The following is a 21,945-nucleotide window of genomic DNA, read 5'->3' on the forward strand; positions in this document are numbered from 1 at the left end:
ACTTCCTTATTCCTGACATCCGTTACATCCCGTACAGTGCTCGTTGCCGAACTTCCTTCTTCCCCTAGCGAATCCGTTGCCGAACTTCCTGCTTCCTCCAGCATAAATCCCAGGACTTATCGCTTTTCAGTAGCGCTTCAAACTCAGCCCTTGGCAAAGCCTGACTGAAAAGATAGCCTTGAATTTCGTCGCATTCGTGTTCGCACAAAAAATCAAGTTCTTGCTTATTTTCTACCCCCTCAGCAACCACTGTCATGTTCATGCAGTGTGCCATTTGAATAATCGCTATTGTTATCGCTGCATTTTGGCGATCGTCTGCAATATCGCGAATAAAACTCTTGTCTATTTTGATCGCATCAAACGGAAAGAGTTTGGGATAACTCAAAGAAGAATATCCCATTCCAAAATCATCAATTGCTATCCTAATTCCCAGATCTTTCCACACCGTAAAAGCTTTAGCTGCTGCCATTTCGTCTTGCAAAACCAGACTTTCCGTCAGTTCTAATTCCAAACACTTGGGATCGAGGCCAGTTTCTGTTAATATCTCCCTGACTCTTTCCGTGAAATTTTTGCGCTCGAATTGACGGGCGGATACGTTAACTGCCACTCGGAGGGGCGGTAAACCTTCTCTTTGCCATGTTTTAGCTTGCCTGCAAGCAGTCTCTAATACCCATTCACCCAACGGTGCAATCAAGCCCATTTCTTCAGCCAGGGGAATAAATTCCCCTGGGGAAACTCGCCCCCGTTCTGGATGATTCCAGCGGAGCAAAGCTTCAGCCCCAATAATTTTACCTGTTTTAATTTCTATTTGCGGCTGATAGTAAATTTCAAACTCTGAGCTTTTTAAAGCATGGCGCAAGCAAGTTTCTTGAAGAAGTGTATTGATAAAATAATTAGCATTTTTTGCCGTATAAAAATGATAAGTATTGCCGCCTTTTTGCTGAGATTGATACATTGCTATATAAGCATTTTTCAGCATTTCATCTCCGTCGATGCCGTCACCGGGATACAAGCAGACACCCATACTAGCAGTGACATACACTTCACAATCTTTGACAATCATACCTTGGGAGACAAGATCTAAAATGTTTTGAGCAATCTTTGCCACATCCTGTTTTTCTGCAACTGGTTTAAGAATCAGCGCGAATTCTGCCGCTTCCAAACGAGCAACAATATTAATGTTTTCCATGCAGTTATTTAGCCGCTGGGCGATGGTGCAAAGCACTGAGTCGCCGATATCGTGTCCCCAGGTACTGTTAATGCGGTTGATTTTATCTAAGCTAAGCGTGACAACTGGAACGAATCCTGACAGTTCTTTTTGACCATCTAATACTCGACTTAAATTTTCTCGCAAAAATGAACGATTCGGCAGGTTCGTCAAGCTGTCATACTGATGTCGGTAGAGTGCCAGTTGAATAGTTGTGTGCAAGTTTTTTTCTTCAAATGGCTTGACAATATAGCCGAACGGTTTTGTACTATTAACTCGTCGCAAAGTAGTTTCATCGGCATAAGCTGTCAGATAAACTACGGGAATTTGAAAGCGCAAGCGAATTTCTTCGGCTGCTGTAATGCCGTCGATTTCTCCTTGCAGGTTAAGATCCATTAAAACTAAATCCGGGCGCAACTTGGCTGCCGATTCAATCGCTTCTTCTCCCGAATAGACCATGCCAGTTATTCTATATCCTAGAGATATCAAACTGTCGGAAATGTCTTCCGCAATGATGCTCTCGTCTTCAACTATCAGAATTTTTTTGTTAGACACTAATTTTTTTCCTCAGAGTGCAATTTAGGTTGACAAAAGGTTATTCTAAAAGTTGTGCCAGCAGTTTCTAACAGTTCTATTCCCCCCCGGATCTGCTTGACTAAAGACCCGACGAGTCGCAAACCCAACGTTCGGGCTTTTCGATAATCTAAGTCTTGAGGAAAACCAATTCCGCTGTCGCTCACGGTTAGCACGCAAAGTCGATTTTTTTCCAAAGAGAAATCTATGTTAATTTTACCTTTAATTTGTCCTTTAAAAGCATATTTGAGAGCATTTGTCACAAGCTCGTTGATAATTAACCCGCAAGGAACTGCCGTATCAATATTAAGAGAACACGGCGCAATATTTGTTTGCAACTTAACGCCTTCTGCATGATTTTCATAAGCTTGGAATAAATTGTGTGCGAGATTTTGGATATATTCAGCAAAATCAATGTTTGACCAGTCTTTGGAGTGATATAATTGTTCGTGAACCAGAGCCATCGATCTGACTCGGTTTTGACTTTCTTTTAACATTTCACTAACGTGGCTGTCTTGAATGTAGCGAGACTGAAGTTTCAGCAGGCTAGAAATAACTTGGAGGTTGTTTTTGACGCGGTGGTGAATTTCTTGGAGAAGGACTTCTTTTTCGGCGAGGGAGGCTTTGATTTGATCCTCATCCCGTTTGCGCTCTGTAATGTCGCGTACTACAGCTTGGAGAAATTTTTGTCCGTTAATTTCCATTGCGTTTAACAGAACTTCTGCGGAAAATTCTGAACCGTCAAGTCGTTTGTGTACCCACTCAAAGCGACAGCTACCTGTTTGCAATGCTGCCGATATTCTCTGTATTGCTAGACTGGATGAGTCTTGTCCGCTCGGCTGAAATTGTGGGGAAAAGTCGCTCAATCTCTTGCCGTAAAATTCTTTGGTGTTGCTACAGCCAAATATTTTTAAGGTAGCGGGGTTGCAGTCAAAGAACTCCTTTTCGTCAAGCAACATTACTGCGTCGCTGGTGGCTTCATAAAGGCTACGAAATTTGTGTTCTGATTCTTGCAGCGAGCATATCAATTGGTTTTTTAGAGCTTCTGCACGCTTGCGGTAGGTAATGTCTATTCCTACGGAAACCGCAGCAGTTCCCTGATGATATTTCTGAGCTACTATCAAATAGTTGCGGACGAAACCGTTAATTTCAATGTCTATTTCTTGCCAGGTTTGCTGAGATGAACTCTCAAAAAAATTTCGGATCAGTTCTCCAAAAGTCGAGCCTTTCTCGAGAAAGTTTATTTCTTGACCGACAAAGCTTTCAGGAGACAGGTTGAATGAGGTTGCTAAGTGCTGGTTGACTCCAATATACCGCAAATCTGAACTGATCCAAGAAATCAGTCCCGGTACCGCATCCAAAACGGCGCGAAGTTGGTCTGTAGCTTCTTGGAGTGCTTGTTCCGATCGCTTGCGATCGCTAATATCTGTCGCCGTTCCGAACAAGCCTAAAATAGCGCCGTTTTCAGCTTGGTTGACGATGCTGTTGACGCGCAGGTGGACGGGAGTACCGTCTTTACGAATCTGTACTGTTTCGTAAAGAGAATTAGCGGTTTGTGGCTGAATTTTGGTTCTTGCTAAAAGTTGAGCAAATATTTCTCTTGGTCTACTTGCTTGATCTGGAACTAAAAAATCGGTGAAGTGGCGTCCGATCATTTCTGGCGGTTCGTAACCGTAGATGCGTTTGGCGGCGGAATTGACAAAAGTCAAGAGGCCTTCAGTATCGATCGACCAAATCAATTCTTGGGAGGTTTCTACGAGGTTGCGGTACTTTTTTTCGCTTTCGGCAAGTGCTGCATTGAAAAATTTCGTCTGCTTCTGAAGTCTCTCTTCTAATTCTTGATTTGCCGTCTCCAGAGTTGCGATCGACTGCTCGCGCTCGCTAATTTCAGTAGAAACACCCACTGCCCCAACCACTTCGCCGTTTCCATCTCGCAGCGCTGCCGATCGAATTTCGTGAATAAAATGCCTCTCTCGGACGTTCCAAGTGCGATCGTTTCCTGCTAACACCTCGGCAATATTTTCTAAGATATCTGGCTGGCTGCTGTAAACTTCAAAAATCGAAAGCCCGACAGTTGCACCGGGTTTGAGTCCCAATTTTTCTAATCCTTTTCCTGCTGCAAGGGTCAACTTGCCTTCTCTGTCTGTTGCCCACAGGAAAATTGGCGCACAACTGACAGCGGCGTGAAGGGTTTCGTTGGCTTGTTTGAGCCGATCGATTTCTGCGTGAAGCCGATCCTGGGTGGTGTTTAATTCTACCGTTAGTCGATCGGCTTTTTGCTGCCAACTGGCAGCAGCATCGCACATTTCTGCGAAATGGCGAGAACGACAGATGGATTGGTTGCAGTGTGACATGGTTACTCTAGGGCGCACTGTATATTTAACCCCAGCCTATCTTTTAAGCATAAACTTTTTAAGTCAAATATTACAATTAGCAGGAATACTCATCCGACCAAGATGCGATATATTAAAGATACTTTAAATGATTCAGAAATTACTGCTAGATTGGGCTTTTGGGCGACTGTTTAGAAATTTATAATAAGCTGAATAATGCCTGCCAGTCGGTATTTTTACGGTTACTATTTGTAGTATTGGAAAAAAAAGTTCCGCATTCCTCGGCTTGCACAAGAACTGAAATTGTAAATTTATTATATTTGTTTGCGTAGATTCACGCACCGAGGAAGAGAGAATCGGGAAAATTGAAATATAGGCAGCCCCTGAATGGTTAGGACGTACTTAATTTGTGAAAATCATGAGGTCGATTCCTTCTTCTTTCTGCCTTCTGCCTTCTTCCCTATTCCCTATTCTCTATTTCTTCCATCCGCTACATCCGTGGAGCGAATCCGTTGCCGAACTTCCTTCAATTAACTCCCCAAATTTTGATAGTTTTGTCTATACTGCCACTGATAATAGTTTCACCATCGCTGCTAAAAGTAAGACAAGTAACAGAGATTTGATGTCCGCTGATAGTGTAAAAATTTTCGCCCGTACTGGCATTCCAAAATTTGATATTACCATCTGCACTAGCGCTGACAACAGTGCGTCCGTCGGGACTAAAGGCGATCGCATTTATCGAGTTAAAATGCCCTGCCAATGTGATTGAACTATCTGGATTCGATAGCTGTCGCAGTTGAATGTTTCTGTCCCAGCCGCCAGTAGCCAAAGTCTGCCCGTCTGGGCTCAGAGCCAGACAATTCGCATAACCCTTAATTGTTTGAGAGCACTCTCTGCTGCGGAGGTTCCACAGCTTAATTGTACCATCAGAACTGCTGCTAGCGAGAGTTTGTGCGATCGGGCTAAAAGCCAGACTAATAATTCCTGCTTTATGAGCTCCCCAAGTTAAAAGATTGCCAAAGGTACAGATTAACTTTCCCGTCTCTAAATTCCAAATTTTGATAGTAGTATCTGCCGAACCGGTGGCGATAACTTGACTGTCGGGACTGATGACAATTGCGCTAATTTCCCCTTCATGTCCGAGGGAAGTATGCCGCAATTCTCCTTCTTGCCAAATTTCGATCGCACGATGTTTTGGAGTATTTCTGCTCCTCACAAACACTTCACTTTCTTGGCTCAGGACAAAAGTTTCTTGAGCGCGGGGATACTTGTCAACAGTATAGAGTATTTCTCCTGTATCTACATCGCAAATTCTAATTATTTTCCCGTGCAAACTCGCGGTGCGAGATCCTCCGGGACTAATCGCAAGATTTGTTCCAGTTTTCACAGTGCGGATGCAGTCAAAAAGCTTGTAAGGCACGAAGTCTTTTAAAGCTTGGCGCACTAGAGGTTCTGTCCTCGATCGCAAAATTAAATAAGCAACTCGCTGCACTTCTGCTGCGGGGTCAAGCAGCGCCTCAATTGCTAAATTTAAACCAGCGCCTCCGTATTTAGGAGCATCTTTAACGGCGGCAATCCGCGACTCGATACTAGGACTGTTGAAGCGCTGCTTTACCCCCGCGATGCCTCCCAAAACAGCGCCGGCGATCGGGATTTGACTTTGACCGCCGAGGACGGCATCATATTCTCTAGGTTGGTTAGGATTGTCGGGCATCATACGATTTTTGATTTTTGATTTTTGATTTCAGAATTGGATGACTAAAAAAAGCAAACTTACGCACGGATAAATCGGGGGAATTGTTATCGGATACTCAGTTGTAATTTTCTGAGCCTATGAATCCGGGGGCTTGTAACCTGGCTGCTTTTGGTGACGCTAAAACCGCGTTTAAGAGCGCAACTTCTAACTTATTGACGGTTGGAGTTTATAGTATTATAATCAAATCAGCGTTTCACACAAAAATCCGAAAGTGATATGTCACACTTCACAACGATCAAGGTTCAGATCAAGAACGGCGAACTGCTGCATCAAGTGTTGGAAGAGTTGGGTTATCAAGTAGAGTGCAATGTGCAGGTGCGGGGTTATCGGGGTGACAAAACTAATGCCGAGTACGTGATTCGGCAATCCAACGGTTACGATTTGGGTTTTCGCCGCAGCGGAGAGGATTACGAATTGGTAGCGGATTTTTGGGGCGCTCGAATTAATCAGCAGGAATTTGTCAATTCAATTAGTCAAAAATACGCGCGAAAAAGTTTGATGGCGGCGGTACAATCAGAGGGTTTTAATGTTGAAGAAGAGGAAACTTTGGCAGATGGAACGCTGAGAGTTGTAGTGGGTAGATGGGTTTAAGACTCGCACTTGATTAACTCGTTTTTAGGTATCAAGAGGAATCACCATGTGGCGATCGGCGATCGTACTAATCATCTTGGCGCTGGTAGTGGGCATTGTGGGCGCGATCGCCCTTGGAGCATACCGCTGGCATCTCGGTACCAAGGAACTGCGAGCCAATCTGGAAACTGCACGCTTGCCGATTAAACCTCTGACATTTGATGCGCGGGAAATCGCCGATTTACCCCAGCCAGTGCAGCGCTACTTTCGCGCGGTGATCGAGGATGGACAACCGCTAATTGCAGCAGCGCGGGTTTCCCACGAAGGCACGTTTAACATGAGCGAAACCGCAGAAAAATGGAGCGCCTTCACCTCAACTCAACTCGTAATTACTCAGCGCCCTGGCTTTGACTGGGACGGGCGAATTGCCATGATGCCCGGTATCAATGCGTTCGTTCATGATGCCTACATTTCTGGCGAAGGCATCCTCCATGCAGCGCTGCTGGGCCTGGTGACTCTGGCGGATATCCGCGGCACTCCAGAAGCTGCACAAGGGGAACTGATGCGCTTTTTCGCGGAAGCGGCTTGGTATCCGACGAGACTGCTGCCGAGTCAGGGTGTTCGCTGGGAGGCGATCGACAATTCTTCCGCCAGAGCAACACTACAGGATGGCGACACCGCTGTTTCCCTGGATTTCCGCTTTGATGAAGCAGGGCTAATCGCCACTGTCCGCGCCGAGGCCCGCGCCCGTACAGTTAACGGGGGACTGGTGTTTGCGCCCTGGCAAGGCCGCTTCTGGGACTACGAATTGCGAGACGGTATGCGGATTCCCCTCTCCGGTGAGGTGGCGTGGCAACTGCCTGATGGCTCGCTATTGCCCTACTGGCGCGGCCGCATCACGAATGTTGCCTATGAGTTTGCACGATGATTCTAGTTTGTGTTGTAGGGTGCCCCGGTTTCAACTGCCTCCTTCATAAAGAGGGTACCTTTCCCCAAAAAACCCTACCTCAAAAACAACTTATAAGCCGGATTTTGACTCTCATCCCCATACTGATAGCCCAGCGTATCCAAAAAAGCCTGCCATTCCTGCATCTCATCGGGCGGCACTTGAATTCCCACCACAATTCGCCCGTAATCAGCCCCATTATTTCGATAGTGAAAAACGCTGATATTCCAGTTAGGGCTCATCGAACCGACAAACTTCATCAACGCACCCGGACGTTCGGGAAATTCAAAGCGATAAAACAATTCATGATCTGCCAGCATCGAACGCCCGCCCACCATATGCCGGACGTGCAATTTCGTTAATTCATCATCAGTTAAATCCAAAGTCTTGAAGCCACAATCTTCAAAACTTGCCGCTATCTTCACCGCATCGGCACGGTTTTGAATTTGTACACCTATAAAAATATGTGCTTCTTTTTCATCCGCAATTCGATAGCTAAATTCAGTTAAATTGCGCTTTCCAAGACACTCGCAAAACCTGCGGAGACTGCCAGCTTGTTCGGGAATTGTGACTGCAAAAATGGCTTCGCGGCGTTCGCCAAACTCGGCTCTTTCTGCTACAAAACGCAGCCGATCGAAATTCATGTTCGCGCCGCAAGCAACAGCAATTAATGTTTGTCCTGCGATTTGTTCCCGTTCCACGTAAGCTTTCGCACCAGCGATCGCCAAAGCGCCTGCAGGTTCTAAGATCGATCGCGTATCTTCAAAAACATCCTTAATCGCCGCGCAAACATCATCCGTATCCACCAAAATAATCTCATCCACATACTCCTGACACAACCGAAAAGTTTCCTCCCCCACTTCCCGCACAGCAACGCCGTCAGCAAATAAACCCACCTGCGACAAACGCACCCGTTTACCCGCTTTCAGCGATTGATTCATTGCATCGGAATCGATAGGTTCGACGCCAATAATCTTAATTTCCGGCCGCAACCGCTTGACATAGGCCGCAATTCCCGAAATCAATCCGCCGCCGCCAATTGCCACAAAAATCGCGTGAATTGGTTTTTGATGTTGCCGCAGAATTTCCATGCCGATCGTACCCTGTCCAGCAATCACGTAGGGGTCATCAAAAGGGTGAATAAAAGTCATACCTTTTTCCGCCTCTAATTGGCGCGCAAAGGCGTAGGCATCATCGTAAGCATCCCCATGCAAGACTACCTCTCCACCACGGGCTATCACCGCATTTACCTTCACCTGCGGCGTCGTTACGGGCATGACTATAATCGCGCGAGTCCCCAAGTGGCGGGCGGCGAGGGCGACTCCTTGGGCGTGGTTGCCGGCGGAAGCTGCAATCACACCTTGTGCTAGCAAATCCGGCGACAGTTGCGCCATTTTGTTGTACGCACCCCGCAGTTTGAAGGAAAACACCGACTGCATATCCTCTCGCTTCAGCAAAAGTTTATTGTTGAGCCGTGCTGATAGATTCGGGGCGCATTCTAAAACTGTTTCTTGAGCAACATCGTAGACGCGGGCAGTGAGAATTTGTACCAGGTAATCGCAAAGCATGGGGTTAGCAGGTTGGTTGATGCCGGATGGTGGGATAATTGTAGGACACTTGTGTTAGTATTTTGCGGGGAATTGGCGATCCTTTTCGAGGGCTTCGCTAACGGGCGATTCCCTGCGGGATAGCTTCGCTTCACGGAAGTTATCAATGATAACTTTTCCGTTTGGGAAAATACTGAAAACGCGCGATCGAACTTATTTCGTCGAGTCAGGGGGGAAGTTGAGTCGCACTCAGGTGGAGTACGATTACAATAAAAGCAGCGTTAGATAGCAAAAGCGCGAAAATATATAAAACATACAATCAGGGTATGGAATTTGAATGGGACGAAATCAAAGCAGCTATCAATCTCAACAAGCACGGTGTAAATTTTGAAGAAGCAAAGACAGTTTTCTACAATCCGCTTGCCGTAATTTTTGATGATGAAAAACATTCCCCAAATGAGCGCCGTGAAATTATCATCGGTCACTCTCAAAACAATCAGTTGCTGCTAGTCAGCTATACTGAACGTGCAAATACAATCCGTATCATTAATGCCCGTATAGCCACTAGAAAGGAGCGTGAAGACTATGAAGAAAACGCCTTTTAATGAATCTTCAAACTCGGAAGATGACCTTTTGTCAGAGTACCGCTTCGACTACAAAAAAGCCAAACCCAACCGTTTTGCAAATCGTAGTGGAAAGCAACAAATGACAGTCGTTGTTTTGGATGAGGATATTGCCCGGATTTTCTCAACACCAGAGGCAGTCAACAAGGTGCTTCGGGCACTGATTGAAGCGATGCCTCAAGCAAGTAGTGGGGATACAGTTTAAAGTCCTAAAATACGGTAATGTTTGGGAACTGCACCCGCTGGTAGTGAGAACAGAATTTCGCGGACAAGGAATTGGTCGAGCGCTCGTAGCTGATTTAGCAGCAGAAGCTAAAAACCGGGGAGGGATCGTGCTCTGGGTGGGTACCGACGACGAAGACAATCAAACCACTCTTTCAGGCATCAATCTTTATCCTAACGTTTGGGAACACATCGCCAAAATTAGAAATTTGCGCGGTCATCCCTACGAATTTTATCAAAAAATGGGTTTTGCGATCGTGGGAGTGATGCCCGACGCCAACGGAATTGGCAAGCCAGATATTTACATGGCAAAGCGGTTGTAAAGTTTAATGTAGCTTCTAAATTTACTGACCGATGGCTTGCGAATCCAACACTTAGCAAAATTAGTTGTTGAAAGTTTCCCAGAAAATCGGTCTAGTCTGGACGTGCGAACCCCGTTCGAGGGTCGCTAATAAACAAACCCAGAACTAACGAATCCATCACCGTATCCCAGACAGGAGTCAAACGCTCTGCATCGTCAACCCAGTAATCAAAAGTAATCAAACACTGAACATTAGAACCCAATCCAATACAGATTCGCGAAAAAGCTTCCCGCTGTTCTGGAGGGTCGATAAACTTAAATTCCGTCCAAACAATACGGGCAGTTTGCCGCTTCAATTGGATAATTTCCCCAAAAGCGATCGGATTCCGCGTATCATCTTCAACCACCTTCTGTAATAGCGGCACCAGCGGAAACTCTCCCCAGTTACCAGGTGGTAGCAAATTAAACGAAACCTCCAAACGACAATCATCATCGGGCGGCTTTTTATCCGTAAATCGGAACGAGTTAGTATCCGGTTCAAAATGCCAATCTTCCGGAACATCAAAGCGGACTGCACCTCTTCCTGCTACAAAAATTCTAGTTCCAGGCTTAGACTTCCAATTGTGGTCTTCTTTGAGTTCTAGGGTTTCCTTGAGCCATTCTTGCTTTTTGCGCTTAGACATAAACAGAACACCAAATTGCTGCTAATGTGTAGTTTTAGACCTTGCAAACACATTTTAACTCTATTTTGCTCGCCGTTTGCTCAAATATAACAATCCTTACAAAAATTATGAATTCCTCTCTTCTCTATTCCTCTGTGTTCTCTGCGCCTCTGCGGTAAAAAAGAATTCCTTTCACAATTGGCTAACTTTTATTTTCACTCTTCGGAATCACATACCTAATTCCGCCTTTATTCCCAGCCGCATCGCCATTGTAACGGGGGATAACATGAATAGCCGCGTGACTGCGACTTTGACCAGCCTGTTTATTAATATTGATTCCCACATTAAAACCGTCGGGCTGAAACTCTTTACTTAACATTTTTTGCACCTTATTAGCCATAAACCAGCAAGCCGATTGCTCTCGAAACGGCAGTTCAAAATAATTGGCAACGTGACGCTTGGGGATGATTAAAACATGACCTTTGCTGGCGGGATAACCATCAAACATCGCATAAGCTGTTGCTGATTCAGTTAGCAAAATTAGGTTTTTATACGGATTGCAGAATATGCAGTTATTAGTAGAATTTCTTTGATGGTTGTAATGCACGTATTTGTAAATTTCGCAATACTCATCTAAGTGCACTGGCTTAAATGGAAGTTTGACAATGCACTGATATGTAGGTTTTTTGTGGACATAATGTTCTCGGAAGCCTTCTTTTTTTATATCCCTTCTCACCGCAAAATACGCCTGTCCTCCCGGTTTCAAAAGGTGCGACACTTCCATCAGGACATTAGCTTGTTCTTCAGGAAACAAAACATTCAAAACATAAAAGCAAATGATTATGTCGAATTTATATTCTGGGAATTCCGGGAAGTAATAAGGGTCATAACCCGTAATATCGAAGCCTTTTTGCTGCAACAATCTCACATCGCTGCCGAAGCCGCACCCAAAATCTAAGACTTTGCCTTGCAGCAAGTTTTTATCCAATAAAAATCTTGCCGGAAATGACAGATAAATTCTTTCGATTGCCGTCAAGTGGCTGAATTTATTTTGTTGCTTTTTCATGGCAGCATAAATTTGATTTAAATAAATATTCTTCCGTCCGCGCAGCATCCGGACAAGAGTTTGTGTAGTACCGATTTCAATATCCGAATGTTATCTAAAAATTTTACCATTATTGCAGTTTGGCGATCGCCCCTTTTTCCACCAACACCTTACCAGTCACCAAATCCCGCACCGTCGCCAACAAAACCCGTTTCTCATCCACCTCAAAACTCACCGAAACCCTGTCAATTCCCAATACCCCGGGCGGATCCAAATGCGCTACGCAAACCTGCTGGTGGTGGCTTTCCAGAGACCGAAAATCCGTTTTTTTGTTGAGCAAGCTGCTCGTCATTTGCCCTTTTTCGTTAAAAATAACCTCCGCTTGCGATACCTCCGCAACTTCCCCAATATCTAACCGAATTTCCCTTTGCCCTTCCATTGCCACTTGCAGCGTCAACTCTTCGGAACTTTGACAGGGATACTTCATTTCCTTGCTAAATATCGGCGAATAAGCATAAGCTTTAGCATAAGGTTCCCAGAGGCGAATGGCATAGCTGTGGCGCAAATAATCGTCAACACTCGCTAATTGTGTCAACGCTAAAGCACCGTGTGCCACTGCTTCAAAAGGCTTGTCTCTTTGGACTTTTTGCCGCCCAAAATACGAAACCACTAAATTAGATACAGCCGGGATTAAAGAAGTTCCTCCTACCAGCAAAACCTGTTCGATATCTGCTTTGCCGATACCTTTTCCCTGTGCAATACTCAGCACTTCATCTAAACTTTCCCGCAACTGTTCTAACAACTGCCTAGATTCCAGAATTTCCTCAAGCTTGTCTCGGTTTAGCTGCAACTCGTAAGACATAAAATTTTCATCGTCAAACCAGCTTTCCTTCGCCTCATTAACTTGAGAAAGTTGAATTTTTAATTTTTCCGCTATTTCTAATAAATTTTGCCAGCCAACTGGGCCGACTTCTGCCCGCGACGAACCAATTTGCCGCAAATAATCTTCGACAATCCAGATGTCAATATCTTCGCCGCCTACATAAGCATCTGATTTTGCCAATACTTCGGCACGCACCCCCCCCAGCCCGCCCTTGGTAAGGGGGGGTAAGGGGGGGGTAAGAGCAGTGCGGACTAAACTTAAATCTAAAGTTCCGCCGCCAAAATCAACTACTAAAACTAGAGATCCGGGGCGTTGTACTGCATATCCCAGGGCTGCGGCTGTGGATTCATCTATTACCTGAACTTCTGCAACTCCCAAATTTTCTCCTAAGTCGCGAAACCAATCTAGATATCGCTCAAATGCTCCAACGGGGACTGTAAAAATTACTTTGTTGGGCTGTATATTTTGTAAATATAATTGTTTCCAAATAGTTTTTATAAACTGTTCTGCTACGGATTCGGCTGTGTAGGTTTCGCCGTCGATATTGCGGGGCGGCGGCTGAAAGTCGGCAGCTAAATTGCGTTTAAAAGCTTGGAAAAAGCGGTCGGGCTGGGATTGTCCCAAACGCTGCGATCGCACTTTTTCTCCCAACACCAATTCTCCGGCATTTTTCACAAACACTAAAGTCGGCACTACAGATACTTCTCGCACATCTCCGCTCGAATTCTTAGTTTTAAAAATGCGGGACATCTCGCCCAATCTCAAAGTTTCTGGTGTTTGCGTATCCGGGTTAAGAATGCAGACAACCGTATTGCTGGTGCCGAAGTCAATGGCAACTGTAGTCATGTTAATTTTAGATTTTAAATTTAATTTTTCATTCCTGCTGGCAGGGTGCGACTAACTTTAGCAGGAGTAAGAATTCGTTCTCCCTCCCGATAGCCGACAAACCGAATATAAACTAATTCTCCTTCTCTTATATCCTCAACATCCGGCTGGTGCAACTGCGGATTGTAAGCAGTTTGTTCCCACGCAGAACCGATTGTTTGAAAATTCCAGCTTGATAACAGGTTTTCTAAGGGAGTAAACAAAGCTGAGAGATTTTTGGCAGGCATATCCGGCTTGGCTTCAGCCATTTTGCGGGCGGCGGGATAGTTGGTTAACAAAGTTTGCAACTGTTCAAAGGTAGCGCGGCGGAAATCGGCAGTTAGTTGAGCTTTTTGCTGCTGCAATTCTTCTCGCAGCCGGAAACACTGCTGCCTCAATTCTTCAATTTCGGTGGGATTAGTTGTGATTGTAGCCGACATTGGCAGCGCGCTCAAAGTGCGATCGAATTCTTGAAAATTCAAATTCAGCACTGTTGCCAGCCGTCTCAGTTGGTCTAGCGTGAGTTTTCCCACGTCTCCCTGCCGCACTAAGCGCACTCCAAAGCGACTTAAACCTGCTTTTTCGCCTAAGTCTTGCCAATCGAGAATGTCTAGCTGATTCATGCGTTCCCGCAGAATTTTATCGTACTTAAACTCGATCGCATCTCCAGCCTCAGATGCAGCATAAAGGTAGACTAAAATGAGAAAAATGCCCCCGACAGCCAGCGCGAAGCTGAAGGCAGGCACTGTTGTTACATCAACTGTTGCACCGAGGATCTCAAACATCTTTAACTCTTCTAAACCTGTTTTAAAGTCTGCGTTTGTTCAACGCTCAAATTTTCTTCGCCTTCGTAGTATTCTGGCAGCAAGTCTTGAGATTCTATTTTTCCGAGGGCTTTTTCAATTTCGGCGGTGGTCTCAGTGCAACTCGAACCAGTGGCGTTGAGGACGGTTTCGGTAATTTTGCCGTCTTTGCCGATGCGGTATTCTATTTGGCGGTATTCTGCCATAATTCTGCCTCTTGGTTTAATGCTTGAGTGTTGACTGCTGAGGATTGAGTTATATTATAGATTCTATTTACCAATTATTCTAATGAATTTTTGTAGCGACAATGCAACCGGGGTTTCGCCGGAGATTATGGCGGCGATTGCAGCGGCTAATTCCGGTGCTGTGATGTCTTACGGAGATGATGAATATACGCAGCGTTTGCAAGTTAAATTTTCGGATTTATTCGAGACATCGGTGACTGTTTTTCCAGTAGCAACAGGTTCTGCTGCTAATGCTCTTGCCCTTGCAGTTGTTACTCCTTCTTACGGCGCTGTTTACTGTCACGCAGCATCTCATATTAATGTGGATGAATGCGGCGCGCCGGAGTTTTTTACAGGCGGTGCAAAGTTAGTTACAGTAACAGGAAATCATGGTAAAATAGAGGCAGAGACTTTAGGAAAAATACTCGATCGTGCTGGTGCAGGTGTCGTCCACCACGTACAGCCCGCAGCCGTCAGCATCACTCAAGCAACGGAAGCCGGCACAGTCTACAATCCAGCAGAAATTTCCCACATTTCGGAAGTAGTTCGCGCTCACAATTTGCACCTGCACATGGATGGAGCTCGCTTTGCCAATGCTGTCGCCAGTCTTGGCTGTTCTCCGGCTGATGTCACTTGGCGCGCAGGTGTGGATATTCTATCGTTTGGAGGGACAAAAAACGGCGCGATGGGTGCGGAAGCTGTGGTTTTTTTTAATCTAGAATTAGCAAAGACTTTCCCTTTTTACCGCAAACGCAGCGGGCATCTTTTCTCGAAAATGCGGTTTTTGTCGGCGCAGTTGGAAGCGTATGTAACTGATAATTTGTGGCTGAAGAATGCGGCTCATGCAAATAATATGGCAGCCAAATTAGCCCAAGGTTTGGCGGAAGTTGAGGGAGCGAAGTTTTGCCATCAAGTTGAAGCCAACGAGATTTTTATTCAACTTCCCGAATCTGTAATTACAGGGGTTTTAGCTGAGGGCTTTCTGTTTTATAGGTGGGATGAATGTACTGTTAGACTGGTAACGGCTTTTAATACTTTGGAAGCGGATGTTATTGCTTTCGTGGAAGCGGTTAAACGACATCAATGATTAAAATGTAGGGGCGGGTTTTACAAATAATACCGGCCAGCTATGAACAATCTAAGAAACCCGCCCCCACTTAACAAATAATTCACATCAACCTTGATTTATATAAATGCAAAAATAGGCGCGGGGATTTCTCGTTTGATGGGGCGGGTTTGAGAGATTGTTGGTTATTTACAATTATTGTTTGTGAACCCGCCCCTACATTTTAAATGCGAAAAATAGGCGCGGGATTTTTAGTGTGATGGGCGGGTTTGAGAGATTGTTGGTTATTTACAATTATTGTTTGTGAAATTCGTACCTACAATTTAATAGATTGAGGAACAGGTTCGGCAACTGCGGCTAGTTCTGGTTCAGATTCTTCGAGGTGTGCTTCTAAAAGCGCCAGATTTCTCATGTTTGATTTATAAAAAGCATCGAAGATATCTCCTACTAAAGGTACTGAACCAACTACGGCTTCTAGACCGATATTGTAAATCATTTTCCCTAGAGTTTTTTGGGGAATGTTGAATCGAGTTGCTAAATAAATTAGGTAGGCGGAAAACGCAGTATCTACGATATCCCCAGCACCCGGAACTAAACCGATAATCGGGTCTAAACCAATGCGAAATTTGGTGCCGGGGATGCCAATGGCGGTATCCATCAGGCGGCTGAGTTTGCGGATGCGGTTGAGGGTGGCGAGACGCTCTATGTTGTTCATATTATTATTGTTGAACTAGGTTGAAAGTTTGAAATCTGTCGGAAGACGGAAAAAAAATCTAGAAACTGCTCATTTTCCATCTTCGCTAATATGCTGAATTCCCCATTCGTGCATGGCATTAATAATCGGTTTGAGACTTTCGCCCAAAGGCGTTAGCGAATATTCAACTTTTGGCGGCACTTGCAGGTAAATTTCCCGGTGTAGAATCCCGTCTGATTCCATTTCCCGCAGTTGCTGCGTCAGCATCTTCTGAGTAATGCCGTTGACAGCTCGTTGCAGCTCGTTAAAGCGCTTCACTCCTTGAAACAACTCCCGCAGAATCAAGACTTTCCAGCGCCCGCCAATCACCTCTAGAGTGCGTTCTACAGGGCAATTTGCTCGATCGACCTTTGCTTCTGTGACTTGCATAGTATCTTTTTGGTAAGTACCGCACTTTTAAGTGCGTACTATCCATAATAGCTTAACTAGGTTTAAAATAAAAACATCAAAGAAATACCCGATAAATTTCACTGAGGATTCAGAAGATGATTACCGTTAGAAAAAGTGAAGCAAGAGGACACGCTAATCATGGTTGGCTAGACAGTTACCATACATTTTCTTTTGCCGGCTATTACGATCCAAATTATATGAACTTTCGCTCTTTGCGGGTAATTAATGAGGATTTCGTTAGCCCCGGCAGAGGTTTCGGCACTCACGGGCACAGCGACATGGAAATCATTACTTATGTATTAGAAGGAGCATTAGAACACAAGGACAGTTTGGGTACTGGTGCAGTGATTAAACCCGGTGAAGTGCAGCGGATGAGTGCAGGTACTGGTATCCAGCACAGCGAGTTCAATAACTCGCAAACAGACCCGGTTCATTTGCTGCAAATCTGGCTGTTACCAGATACAAAAGGCTTGCAGCCGAGTTACGAGCAGCGGGAGTTTCCCCTAGCAGAAAGGCACGGAAAACTGCGCTTAGTGGCGGCACGAGATGCGAGAGATGGTGCTGTGAAAGTGCATCAAGATGTGGATTTGTATGCGGCTGTTTTGGATAAAGATTCGCGGGTTTCTCATACTTTGCAGCCAAATCGTCATGCTTGGGTGCAAGTTGCTAGCGGGTCGATTTTGCTTAACGGTTTACCTTTGAAAAATGGCGACGCTGCGGCGGTTAGCGGCGAGTCTGAATTGGCGATTGAAGCTACGGAAGATGCTGAATTTTTGCTGTTTGATTTGGCATAGAATTGGGCAGCATATATACTAAGTAAGGTGCATAATTCGCACCCTACTTAGTGATATATAATGTGCGTATTTCCCACCCTACTGAGGGTTGGTTACTACTTAGGAAATAAGTAAATAGGAGGAAGACAGTAAATTTTATTTATGGTACTTCTAGTAAGGGATAAGTCTTTAGGATAAATTTTTATGCAACAAAACCAGATCGCCAGAAAGCATCTTATTTGGAGCCTGATCACTGGTTTAGCAGTCGGCGCGATCGCGGGCGCACCCCTCGGCTGGATGGCTAATGGGTATTATTCCGAGCAGCGTTTGGCTCAAATTCTGATTTGCCGAGAAAAGAATAGAGATCAGCCAGTGGCTATTGTTGAGGCTAGGTGCGGTTCCCGATTCTAAATTTTTCTGCTAGCCAGAGGGCTGTGTCAAATATTTTTATGCTTGTGCAAATGTCGAAAGTTCGATCGCGCAGGCGGTTTGGCGTTCTCAACCGTCAATATGCCACAAACCGGAAAAGTTATGCGTCAGTTGATATGTGGGTATGTTAAATTTACACGATAATGAATTACAGCAGAACAATTCCGGCTATTTTGAGTGCTACGATCGCCCTGAGTTCGATCGCCCTCATCCCACTGACATCACCTCAAATCGCCCTCGCATTAACCGCCGACAAAGTTAAAACCGTTGCCCAACAAATTACTGTTCGCATCCAGGGGCCAAAAGGCGGTTCAGGAGTAATTTTAGAAAAGCAGGGCAGCACATACTATATTCTCACAAACTGGCACGTTGTCGATAAAGCCGGCGATTACGAGGTTGTAACTCCGGACGGCAAAGCTCACTCTGTATACTATAGCCTCGTGCGGCGAATGCCCGGTGCGGATTTGGCCGTCGTGCCGTTCAGCAGCACTCAAAGCTACCCCCTGGCTCAATTAGCCAATTCCGCAGCAACTAAGGGAAACAAGGCTTATGTGGCGGGCTGGCCGATATCCGGCGGTTCTTTGAGACAGCCGATTTTCATCGCCACGGAAGGTCAGCTTACCGGCCGCCAAACTCCTTGGAACGGCTATACTTTGGTATACAACAACTTAGTGAGAGCCGGCATGAGCGGCGGCCCAGTGCTCGACGATGCAGGGCGAGTTGTCGCAATTAACGGCATTGTCAGGTTAGAGGACAACTCCGATAAAATCGTGGCGGCGGGGATAGAAATCAATACTTTCATGAAATGGCGATCGACTATTTCGCTGCCAGTCGTTCCCCAATCTCCTACTGCCGGGAACCCGAAAACTCCGGCAAATAATGCGCCCCGCACGCCCGCAAGTACGATCGCCTTTACTGCCACAAATACCCTCAAAGGACCTTCGGAAGTTGTCAGTTCCCTTGCCCTAGCTTCCGCTTATTTTACTACAGGAAATAGCAACGGCACTATCTCAGTTTGGAATTTTCCCAGCGGGCAATTAAAAACTACCCTGCAAGGTCACACGGAAGCCGTAAACGCATTGGCCGCGAGTGCCGATGGCAAGGTGTTAGCTAGCGGCAGCGACGACAAAACTGTGAAAATTTGGAATTTAGAAACTGGCGCGGTTGTACGCACTTTGAGCGGGCATTCCGGTGCAGTTTCGAGCGTTGCCGTTAGTCCCGACGGTCAATTTGTAGCCAGTGGCAGTTGGGACAAAACGATTAAGATTTGGAACGCCAAAACGGGGGAATTGCTGCGGACTTTGACCGGGCATTCTGGGTTAGTGAATGCTGTTGCAATTAGTCCCGATAGCAAAACTTTAGCTGGTGGCAGCAAAGACGGCTCAATTAGGTTCTGGAATTTAGCTAGCGGTCAAGCAATTCGCACGATTAGCGGCAAAAGCTTGTCTGTTTTGTCGCTAGCTTTTACTCCCGACGGCAAGAGTTTAGCTGCGGGAAACAGCAATGGTACAATCGGTTTGTGGAATGCAGGAAACGGGCAGTTAATTCGGCGTTTAAGCGGGCATACTGACGGGGTTTGGTCGGTGGCTTTCAGTCGGGATGGCACTACTTTGGTTAGTGGGAGTTGGGATAAGAGTGTGAGACTTTGGGATGTGCGATCGGGCGAATTGAGAGGTAATTTGAGCGGTCATGCTGGCTACGTTAGCGCTGTGGCGATTAGCAGCGACGGTAAGACTATTGTTAGTGCCGGTTGGTTGGGGGAAATCAAGATTTGGAAAAGGAGTTGAGATTTTTTTGAACGAACCCCGAAGGCGCGTTAGGCGGAGGGGCGCGTAAGCGCTACTCAACCTAGAAACAGCCCCGCGTCTGTAGCGAAGGCAGCTAGTGGAGGGTTCGGTTAAGCACGGACTCTACTGGTAGGATGCGTCAGTTGGTAGCGATTCGATGTATGTCGGCTAATCATTTCCGCGCTTCGCACCGTACTCCCTAGCATTTTGCTTCAAAGTACGCTCGACCCTTATGATAGATTTGGTTCTTGCCAGACTACACTGGAAGACAAAATCAAATTAAAAATTTCGCCATAAATTCGATCGACCCGCCGATCGGGCGGGACTCTCAACTTCGTGGAACAGGCGTCCCGCCTGTGGTTGGCAAAGTAAATCTAAAATCTAAAACCTAAAATCGCGTGACTTCTGACAAATGATTGAAGTAGAACACTTAAGCAAAACTTACGGTTCGACCGCAGCGATCGCGGACGTGTCTTTTTCGGTCGAATCAGGAGAAATTCTCGGTTTTTTGGGGCCAAACGGCGCGGGCAAAACCACAACGATGCGGATTTTGTCGGGATATTTGCCGGCATCCAGCGGTACGGCCCGCATCGCCGGCCTCGACGTTCACGAAAACTCGATGGCCGTCAGACAGCGCATCGGCTATCTGCCGGAAAACCCGCCACTGTATCCTGAAATGACTGTGGAAGGGTTTCTGTTTTTTGTGGCCAGGATTAAGCAAGTACCTGCAGGCGATCGCGCGCGACGAGTTACCTCCGCGATCGAACGCTGCGGCCTGGTTGATAAACGCAAAGTTTTAATCCGCAAACTTTCTAAAGGATTTCGCCAGCGCGTCGGTATCGCCCAGGCGATCGTCCACGACCCCCCAGTGATTATCCTAGACGAACCAACCGTCGGCCTCGACCCCCGACAAATCATCGAAGTCCGCAATTTAATCAAAAGTCTTGGCGGCCAGCACACAATCATCCTTTCCACGCACATTCTGCCGGAAGTCAGCATGACTTGCAACCGCGTTACCATCATCAATCGCGGTAAAATCGCCGCTGCGGGTAGTCCCGAAAATTTGATGGGAGAGTTGGCGGTGGGAGAGGGCTACGAACTCGAAGTCGAAGGCGAGGCAGATTTGGTAAACAGTCTGCTGTTGCCTTCTTTGGAAAATTTGCCAGGAGTTCGATCGGTCGAATTGATTCCAAGCCAGCAATTTTTAGTGAATCGCTGCCGCTTGCGGGCCTTGTGCGAACCGGAAAGAGAACCCGGACGAGAAATTGCTACAGCTATCGTCGCCTCTGGATTTGGACTCTGCGAAATGCGCCGCTCTCGCGCTACTCTCGAAGATGTGTTTTTAAGGCTGACAGCGGCTGAAAAGAAACCGGAAGAAAATCTGGTTCACAGCGAACCGGAGGTCGATCGAAATCTCCAAGAAGCCACACAAATTCAAGATTCGATCGCGGATTCTCATCAATCAGAATCACAACCGACGATCGTCCCGGACAACCTGCCCGTTTCAAATAAACCAGAGTCGCTCTATGATTCTCATTCTTCAGCATCGGAAGCAGTTGTAGAAACTGAAGAGTTGCTTGATTATTCTCATTCCGCATCGGAACCAGTTGCAGAAACTGTAGAGCCGATAGAACATCCTCAACCAGAATTAGAACCAGTTGCAGAAACCGCAGAGTTGATAGAACATCCTCAACCAGAATTAGAACCAGTTGCAGAAACCGTAGAGCCGATAGAACATCCTCAACCAGAATCAGAACCAGTTGCAGAAACCGTAGATTTGAGTGAAGCGAAGCATCTCAGTTTAGGTGTCACAGGAACCCGAGGCTCTTACTCGCTACAGATCTCTAAACAAGCAAGCAGGATGCTCACTTTTGTAAAAAATGTTTTTTATAAAAGTGAGAGACTCCCGATAGAACCTTCTCCACCAGAACCGATTGTCGAAAATCTAGAAGTTTCAGAAACCATAGAGTCGATCGACTATTCTCAACCAGAATCGGAACCAGTTGTCGAAAGACAAGAGTCGAGCGAGCATTATGAACCAGAACCGATTGTCGAAAATCTAGAAGTTTCAGAAACCGTAGAGTCGATCGACTATTCTCAACCAGAATCCGAACCAGTTGTCGAAAGACAAGAGTCGAGCGAGCATTATGAACCAGAACCGATTGTCGAAAATCTAGAAGTTTCAGA

21 protein-coding genes are annotated in these 21,945 nt (G+C 46.0%); 10 read left to right on the forward strand and 11 right to left on the reverse strand.

Annotated elements, in window-relative coordinates:
• Window positions 1-64 precede the first annotated feature (64 nt).
• The 3 genes from QUA45_RS11470 to QUA45_RS11480 form a co-directional block, all read right to left on the reverse strand.
• Window positions 65-1,762: an EAL domain-containing protein gene (locus tag QUA45_RS11470; protein WP_333220760.1), complete on the reverse strand. Its 1,698-nt coding sequence runs from the start codon at window positions 1,760-1,762 to the stop codon at window positions 65-67.
• Window positions 1,762-4,134, reverse strand: coding sequence for a PAS domain S-box protein (locus QUA45_RS11475; RefSeq protein WP_333220762.1), 2,373 nt, complete (start codon window positions 4,132-4,134; stop codon window positions 1,762-1,764). Before QUA45_RS11475 ends, QUA45_RS11470 begins: the two co-directional genes overlap by 1 nt.
• A 505-nt stretch (window positions 4,135-4,639) precedes the next feature.
• On the reverse strand, window positions 4,640-5,830 hold the full coding sequence (locus QUA45_RS11480; protein WP_333220764.1) for a WD40 repeat domain-containing protein: 1,191 nt from the start codon (window positions 5,828-5,830) through the stop codon (window positions 4,640-4,642).
• Window positions 5,831-6,085: 255 nt separating this feature from the next.
• Here QUA45_RS11480 and QUA45_RS11485 point away from each other — a divergent pair, with 255 nt between their 5' ends.
• Window positions 6,086-6,460, forward strand: a complete 375-nt coding sequence (locus QUA45_RS11485; protein ID WP_242724949.1) for a DUF1257 domain-containing protein — start codon at window positions 6,086-6,088, stop codon at window positions 6,458-6,460.
• A gap of 46 nt (window positions 6,461-6,506) precedes the next feature.
• On the forward strand, window positions 6,507-7,367 hold the full coding sequence (locus tag QUA45_RS11490) for a DUF6920 family protein (protein ID WP_333220766.1): 861 nt from the start codon (window positions 6,507-6,509) through the stop codon (window positions 7,365-7,367).
• A 74-nt stretch (window positions 7,368-7,441) separates the two neighbouring features.
• Here QUA45_RS11490 and ilvA read toward each other — a convergent pair whose 3' ends face one another.
• Window positions 7,442-8,974, reverse strand: a complete 1,533-nt coding sequence (ilvA, locus tag QUA45_RS11495; protein WP_333094622.1) for a threonine ammonia-lyase, biosynthetic — start codon at window positions 8,972-8,974, stop codon at window positions 7,442-7,444.
• A 284-nt stretch (window positions 8,975-9,258) separates the two neighbouring features.
• On the opposite strand from ilvA, the gene QUA45_RS11500 reads away from it, so the two are divergent.
• Genes QUA45_RS11500 through QUA45_RS11510 form a run of 3 tightly spaced genes read left to right on the forward strand, consistent with a single transcriptional unit; the run spans window position 9,259 to window position 10,100 of the window.
• Window positions 9,259-9,537: a BrnT family toxin gene (locus QUA45_RS11500; RefSeq protein WP_333220768.1), complete on the forward strand. Its 279-nt coding sequence runs from the start codon at window positions 9,259-9,261 to the stop codon at window positions 9,535-9,537.
• Window positions 9,518-9,760: a hypothetical protein gene (locus QUA45_RS11505; RefSeq protein WP_333052754.1), complete on the forward strand. Its 243-nt coding sequence runs from the start codon at window positions 9,518-9,520 to the stop codon at window positions 9,758-9,760. The genes QUA45_RS11500 and QUA45_RS11505 overlap by 20 nt, the downstream gene beginning before the upstream one ends.
• Window positions 9,744-10,100, forward strand: a complete 357-nt coding sequence (locus QUA45_RS11510) for a GNAT family N-acetyltransferase (RefSeq protein WP_333220770.1) — start codon at window positions 9,744-9,746, stop codon at window positions 10,098-10,100. Before QUA45_RS11505 ends, QUA45_RS11510 begins: the two co-directional genes overlap by 17 nt.
• 91 nt (window positions 10,101-10,191) lie before the next feature.
• Here QUA45_RS11510 and QUA45_RS11515 read toward each other — a convergent pair whose 3' ends face one another.
• The 5 genes from QUA45_RS11515 to QUA45_RS11535 form a co-directional block, all read right to left on the reverse strand.
• Window positions 10,192-10,761, reverse strand: a complete 570-nt coding sequence (locus QUA45_RS11515) for a hypothetical protein (protein WP_333220772.1) — start codon at window positions 10,759-10,761, stop codon at window positions 10,192-10,194.
• 181 nt (window positions 10,762-10,942) lie between these two features.
• Complete coding sequence (locus QUA45_RS11520) at window positions 10,943-11,806, reverse strand: bifunctional class I SAM-dependent methyltransferase/HIT family protein (protein ID WP_333220774.1); 864 nt, start codon at window positions 11,804-11,806, stop codon at window positions 10,943-10,945.
• 109 nt (window positions 11,807-11,915) lie between these two features.
• Window positions 11,916-13,514, reverse strand: a complete 1,599-nt coding sequence (locus tag QUA45_RS11525; RefSeq protein ID WP_333220775.1) for an Hsp70 family protein — start codon at window positions 13,512-13,514, stop codon at window positions 11,916-11,918.
• A gap of 20 nt (window positions 13,515-13,534) precedes the next feature.
• Entirely contained in the window at window positions 13,535-14,317 is a 783-nt protein-coding gene (locus QUA45_RS11530) for an XRE family transcriptional regulator (protein ID WP_333220777.1), read from the reverse strand.
• Window positions 14,318-14,328: 11 nt separating this feature from the next.
• Window positions 14,329-14,541, reverse strand: a complete 213-nt coding sequence (locus QUA45_RS11535; protein ID WP_333094589.1) for a DUF2997 domain-containing protein — start codon at window positions 14,539-14,541, stop codon at window positions 14,329-14,331.
• Between the two features lie 82 nt (window positions 14,542-14,623).
• Between QUA45_RS11535 and QUA45_RS11540 the strand changes: the two genes are divergently transcribed.
• Entirely contained in the window at window positions 14,624-15,646 is a 1,023-nt protein-coding gene (locus tag QUA45_RS11540) for a low specificity L-threonine aldolase (protein WP_333220780.1), read from the forward strand.
• Between the two features lie 295 nt (window positions 15,647-15,941).
• Here QUA45_RS11540 and QUA45_RS11545 read toward each other — a convergent pair whose 3' ends face one another.
• Together QUA45_RS11545 and QUA45_RS11550 are read right to left on the reverse strand one after the other, a co-directional pair.
• On the reverse strand, window positions 15,942-16,340 hold the full coding sequence (locus QUA45_RS11545) for a DUF4112 domain-containing protein (RefSeq protein WP_333220782.1): 399 nt from the start codon (window positions 16,338-16,340) through the stop codon (window positions 15,942-15,944).
• A 69-nt stretch (window positions 16,341-16,409) separates the two neighbouring features.
• On the reverse strand, window positions 16,410-16,748 hold the full coding sequence (locus QUA45_RS11550; RefSeq protein ID WP_333220784.1) for a helix-turn-helix domain-containing protein: 339 nt from the start codon (window positions 16,746-16,748) through the stop codon (window positions 16,410-16,412).
• A gap of 116 nt (window positions 16,749-16,864) precedes the next feature.
• On the opposite strand from QUA45_RS11550, the gene QUA45_RS11555 reads away from it, so the two are divergent.
• The 4 genes from QUA45_RS11555 to QUA45_RS29165 form a co-directional block, all read left to right on the forward strand.
• Window positions 16,865-17,563, forward strand: coding sequence for a pirin family protein (locus QUA45_RS11555; RefSeq protein WP_333094583.1), 699 nt, complete (start codon window positions 16,865-16,867; stop codon window positions 17,561-17,563).
• A 183-nt stretch (window positions 17,564-17,746) separates the two neighbouring features.
• Entirely contained in the window at window positions 17,747-17,953 is a 207-nt protein-coding gene (locus QUA45_RS11560; protein ID WP_333094582.1) for a hypothetical protein, read from the forward strand.
• A 161-nt stretch (window positions 17,954-18,114) separates the two neighbouring features.
• Window positions 18,115-19,758, forward strand: a complete 1,644-nt coding sequence (locus QUA45_RS11565) for a WD40 domain-containing protein (protein ID WP_333094581.1) — start codon at window positions 18,115-18,117, stop codon at window positions 19,756-19,758.
• A gap of 412 nt (window positions 19,759-20,170) precedes the next feature.
• A partial coding sequence (locus QUA45_RS29165; protein WP_445305306.1) for an ATP-binding cassette domain-containing protein occupies window positions 20,171-21,945 on the forward strand: 1,775 nt, incomplete at its 3' end.

It is taken from the genome of Microcoleus sp. Pol12A5 (assembly GCF_036701435.1).
Classification (GTDB): domain Bacteria; phylum Cyanobacteriota; class Cyanobacteriia; order Cyanobacteriales; family Microcoleaceae; genus Microcoleus.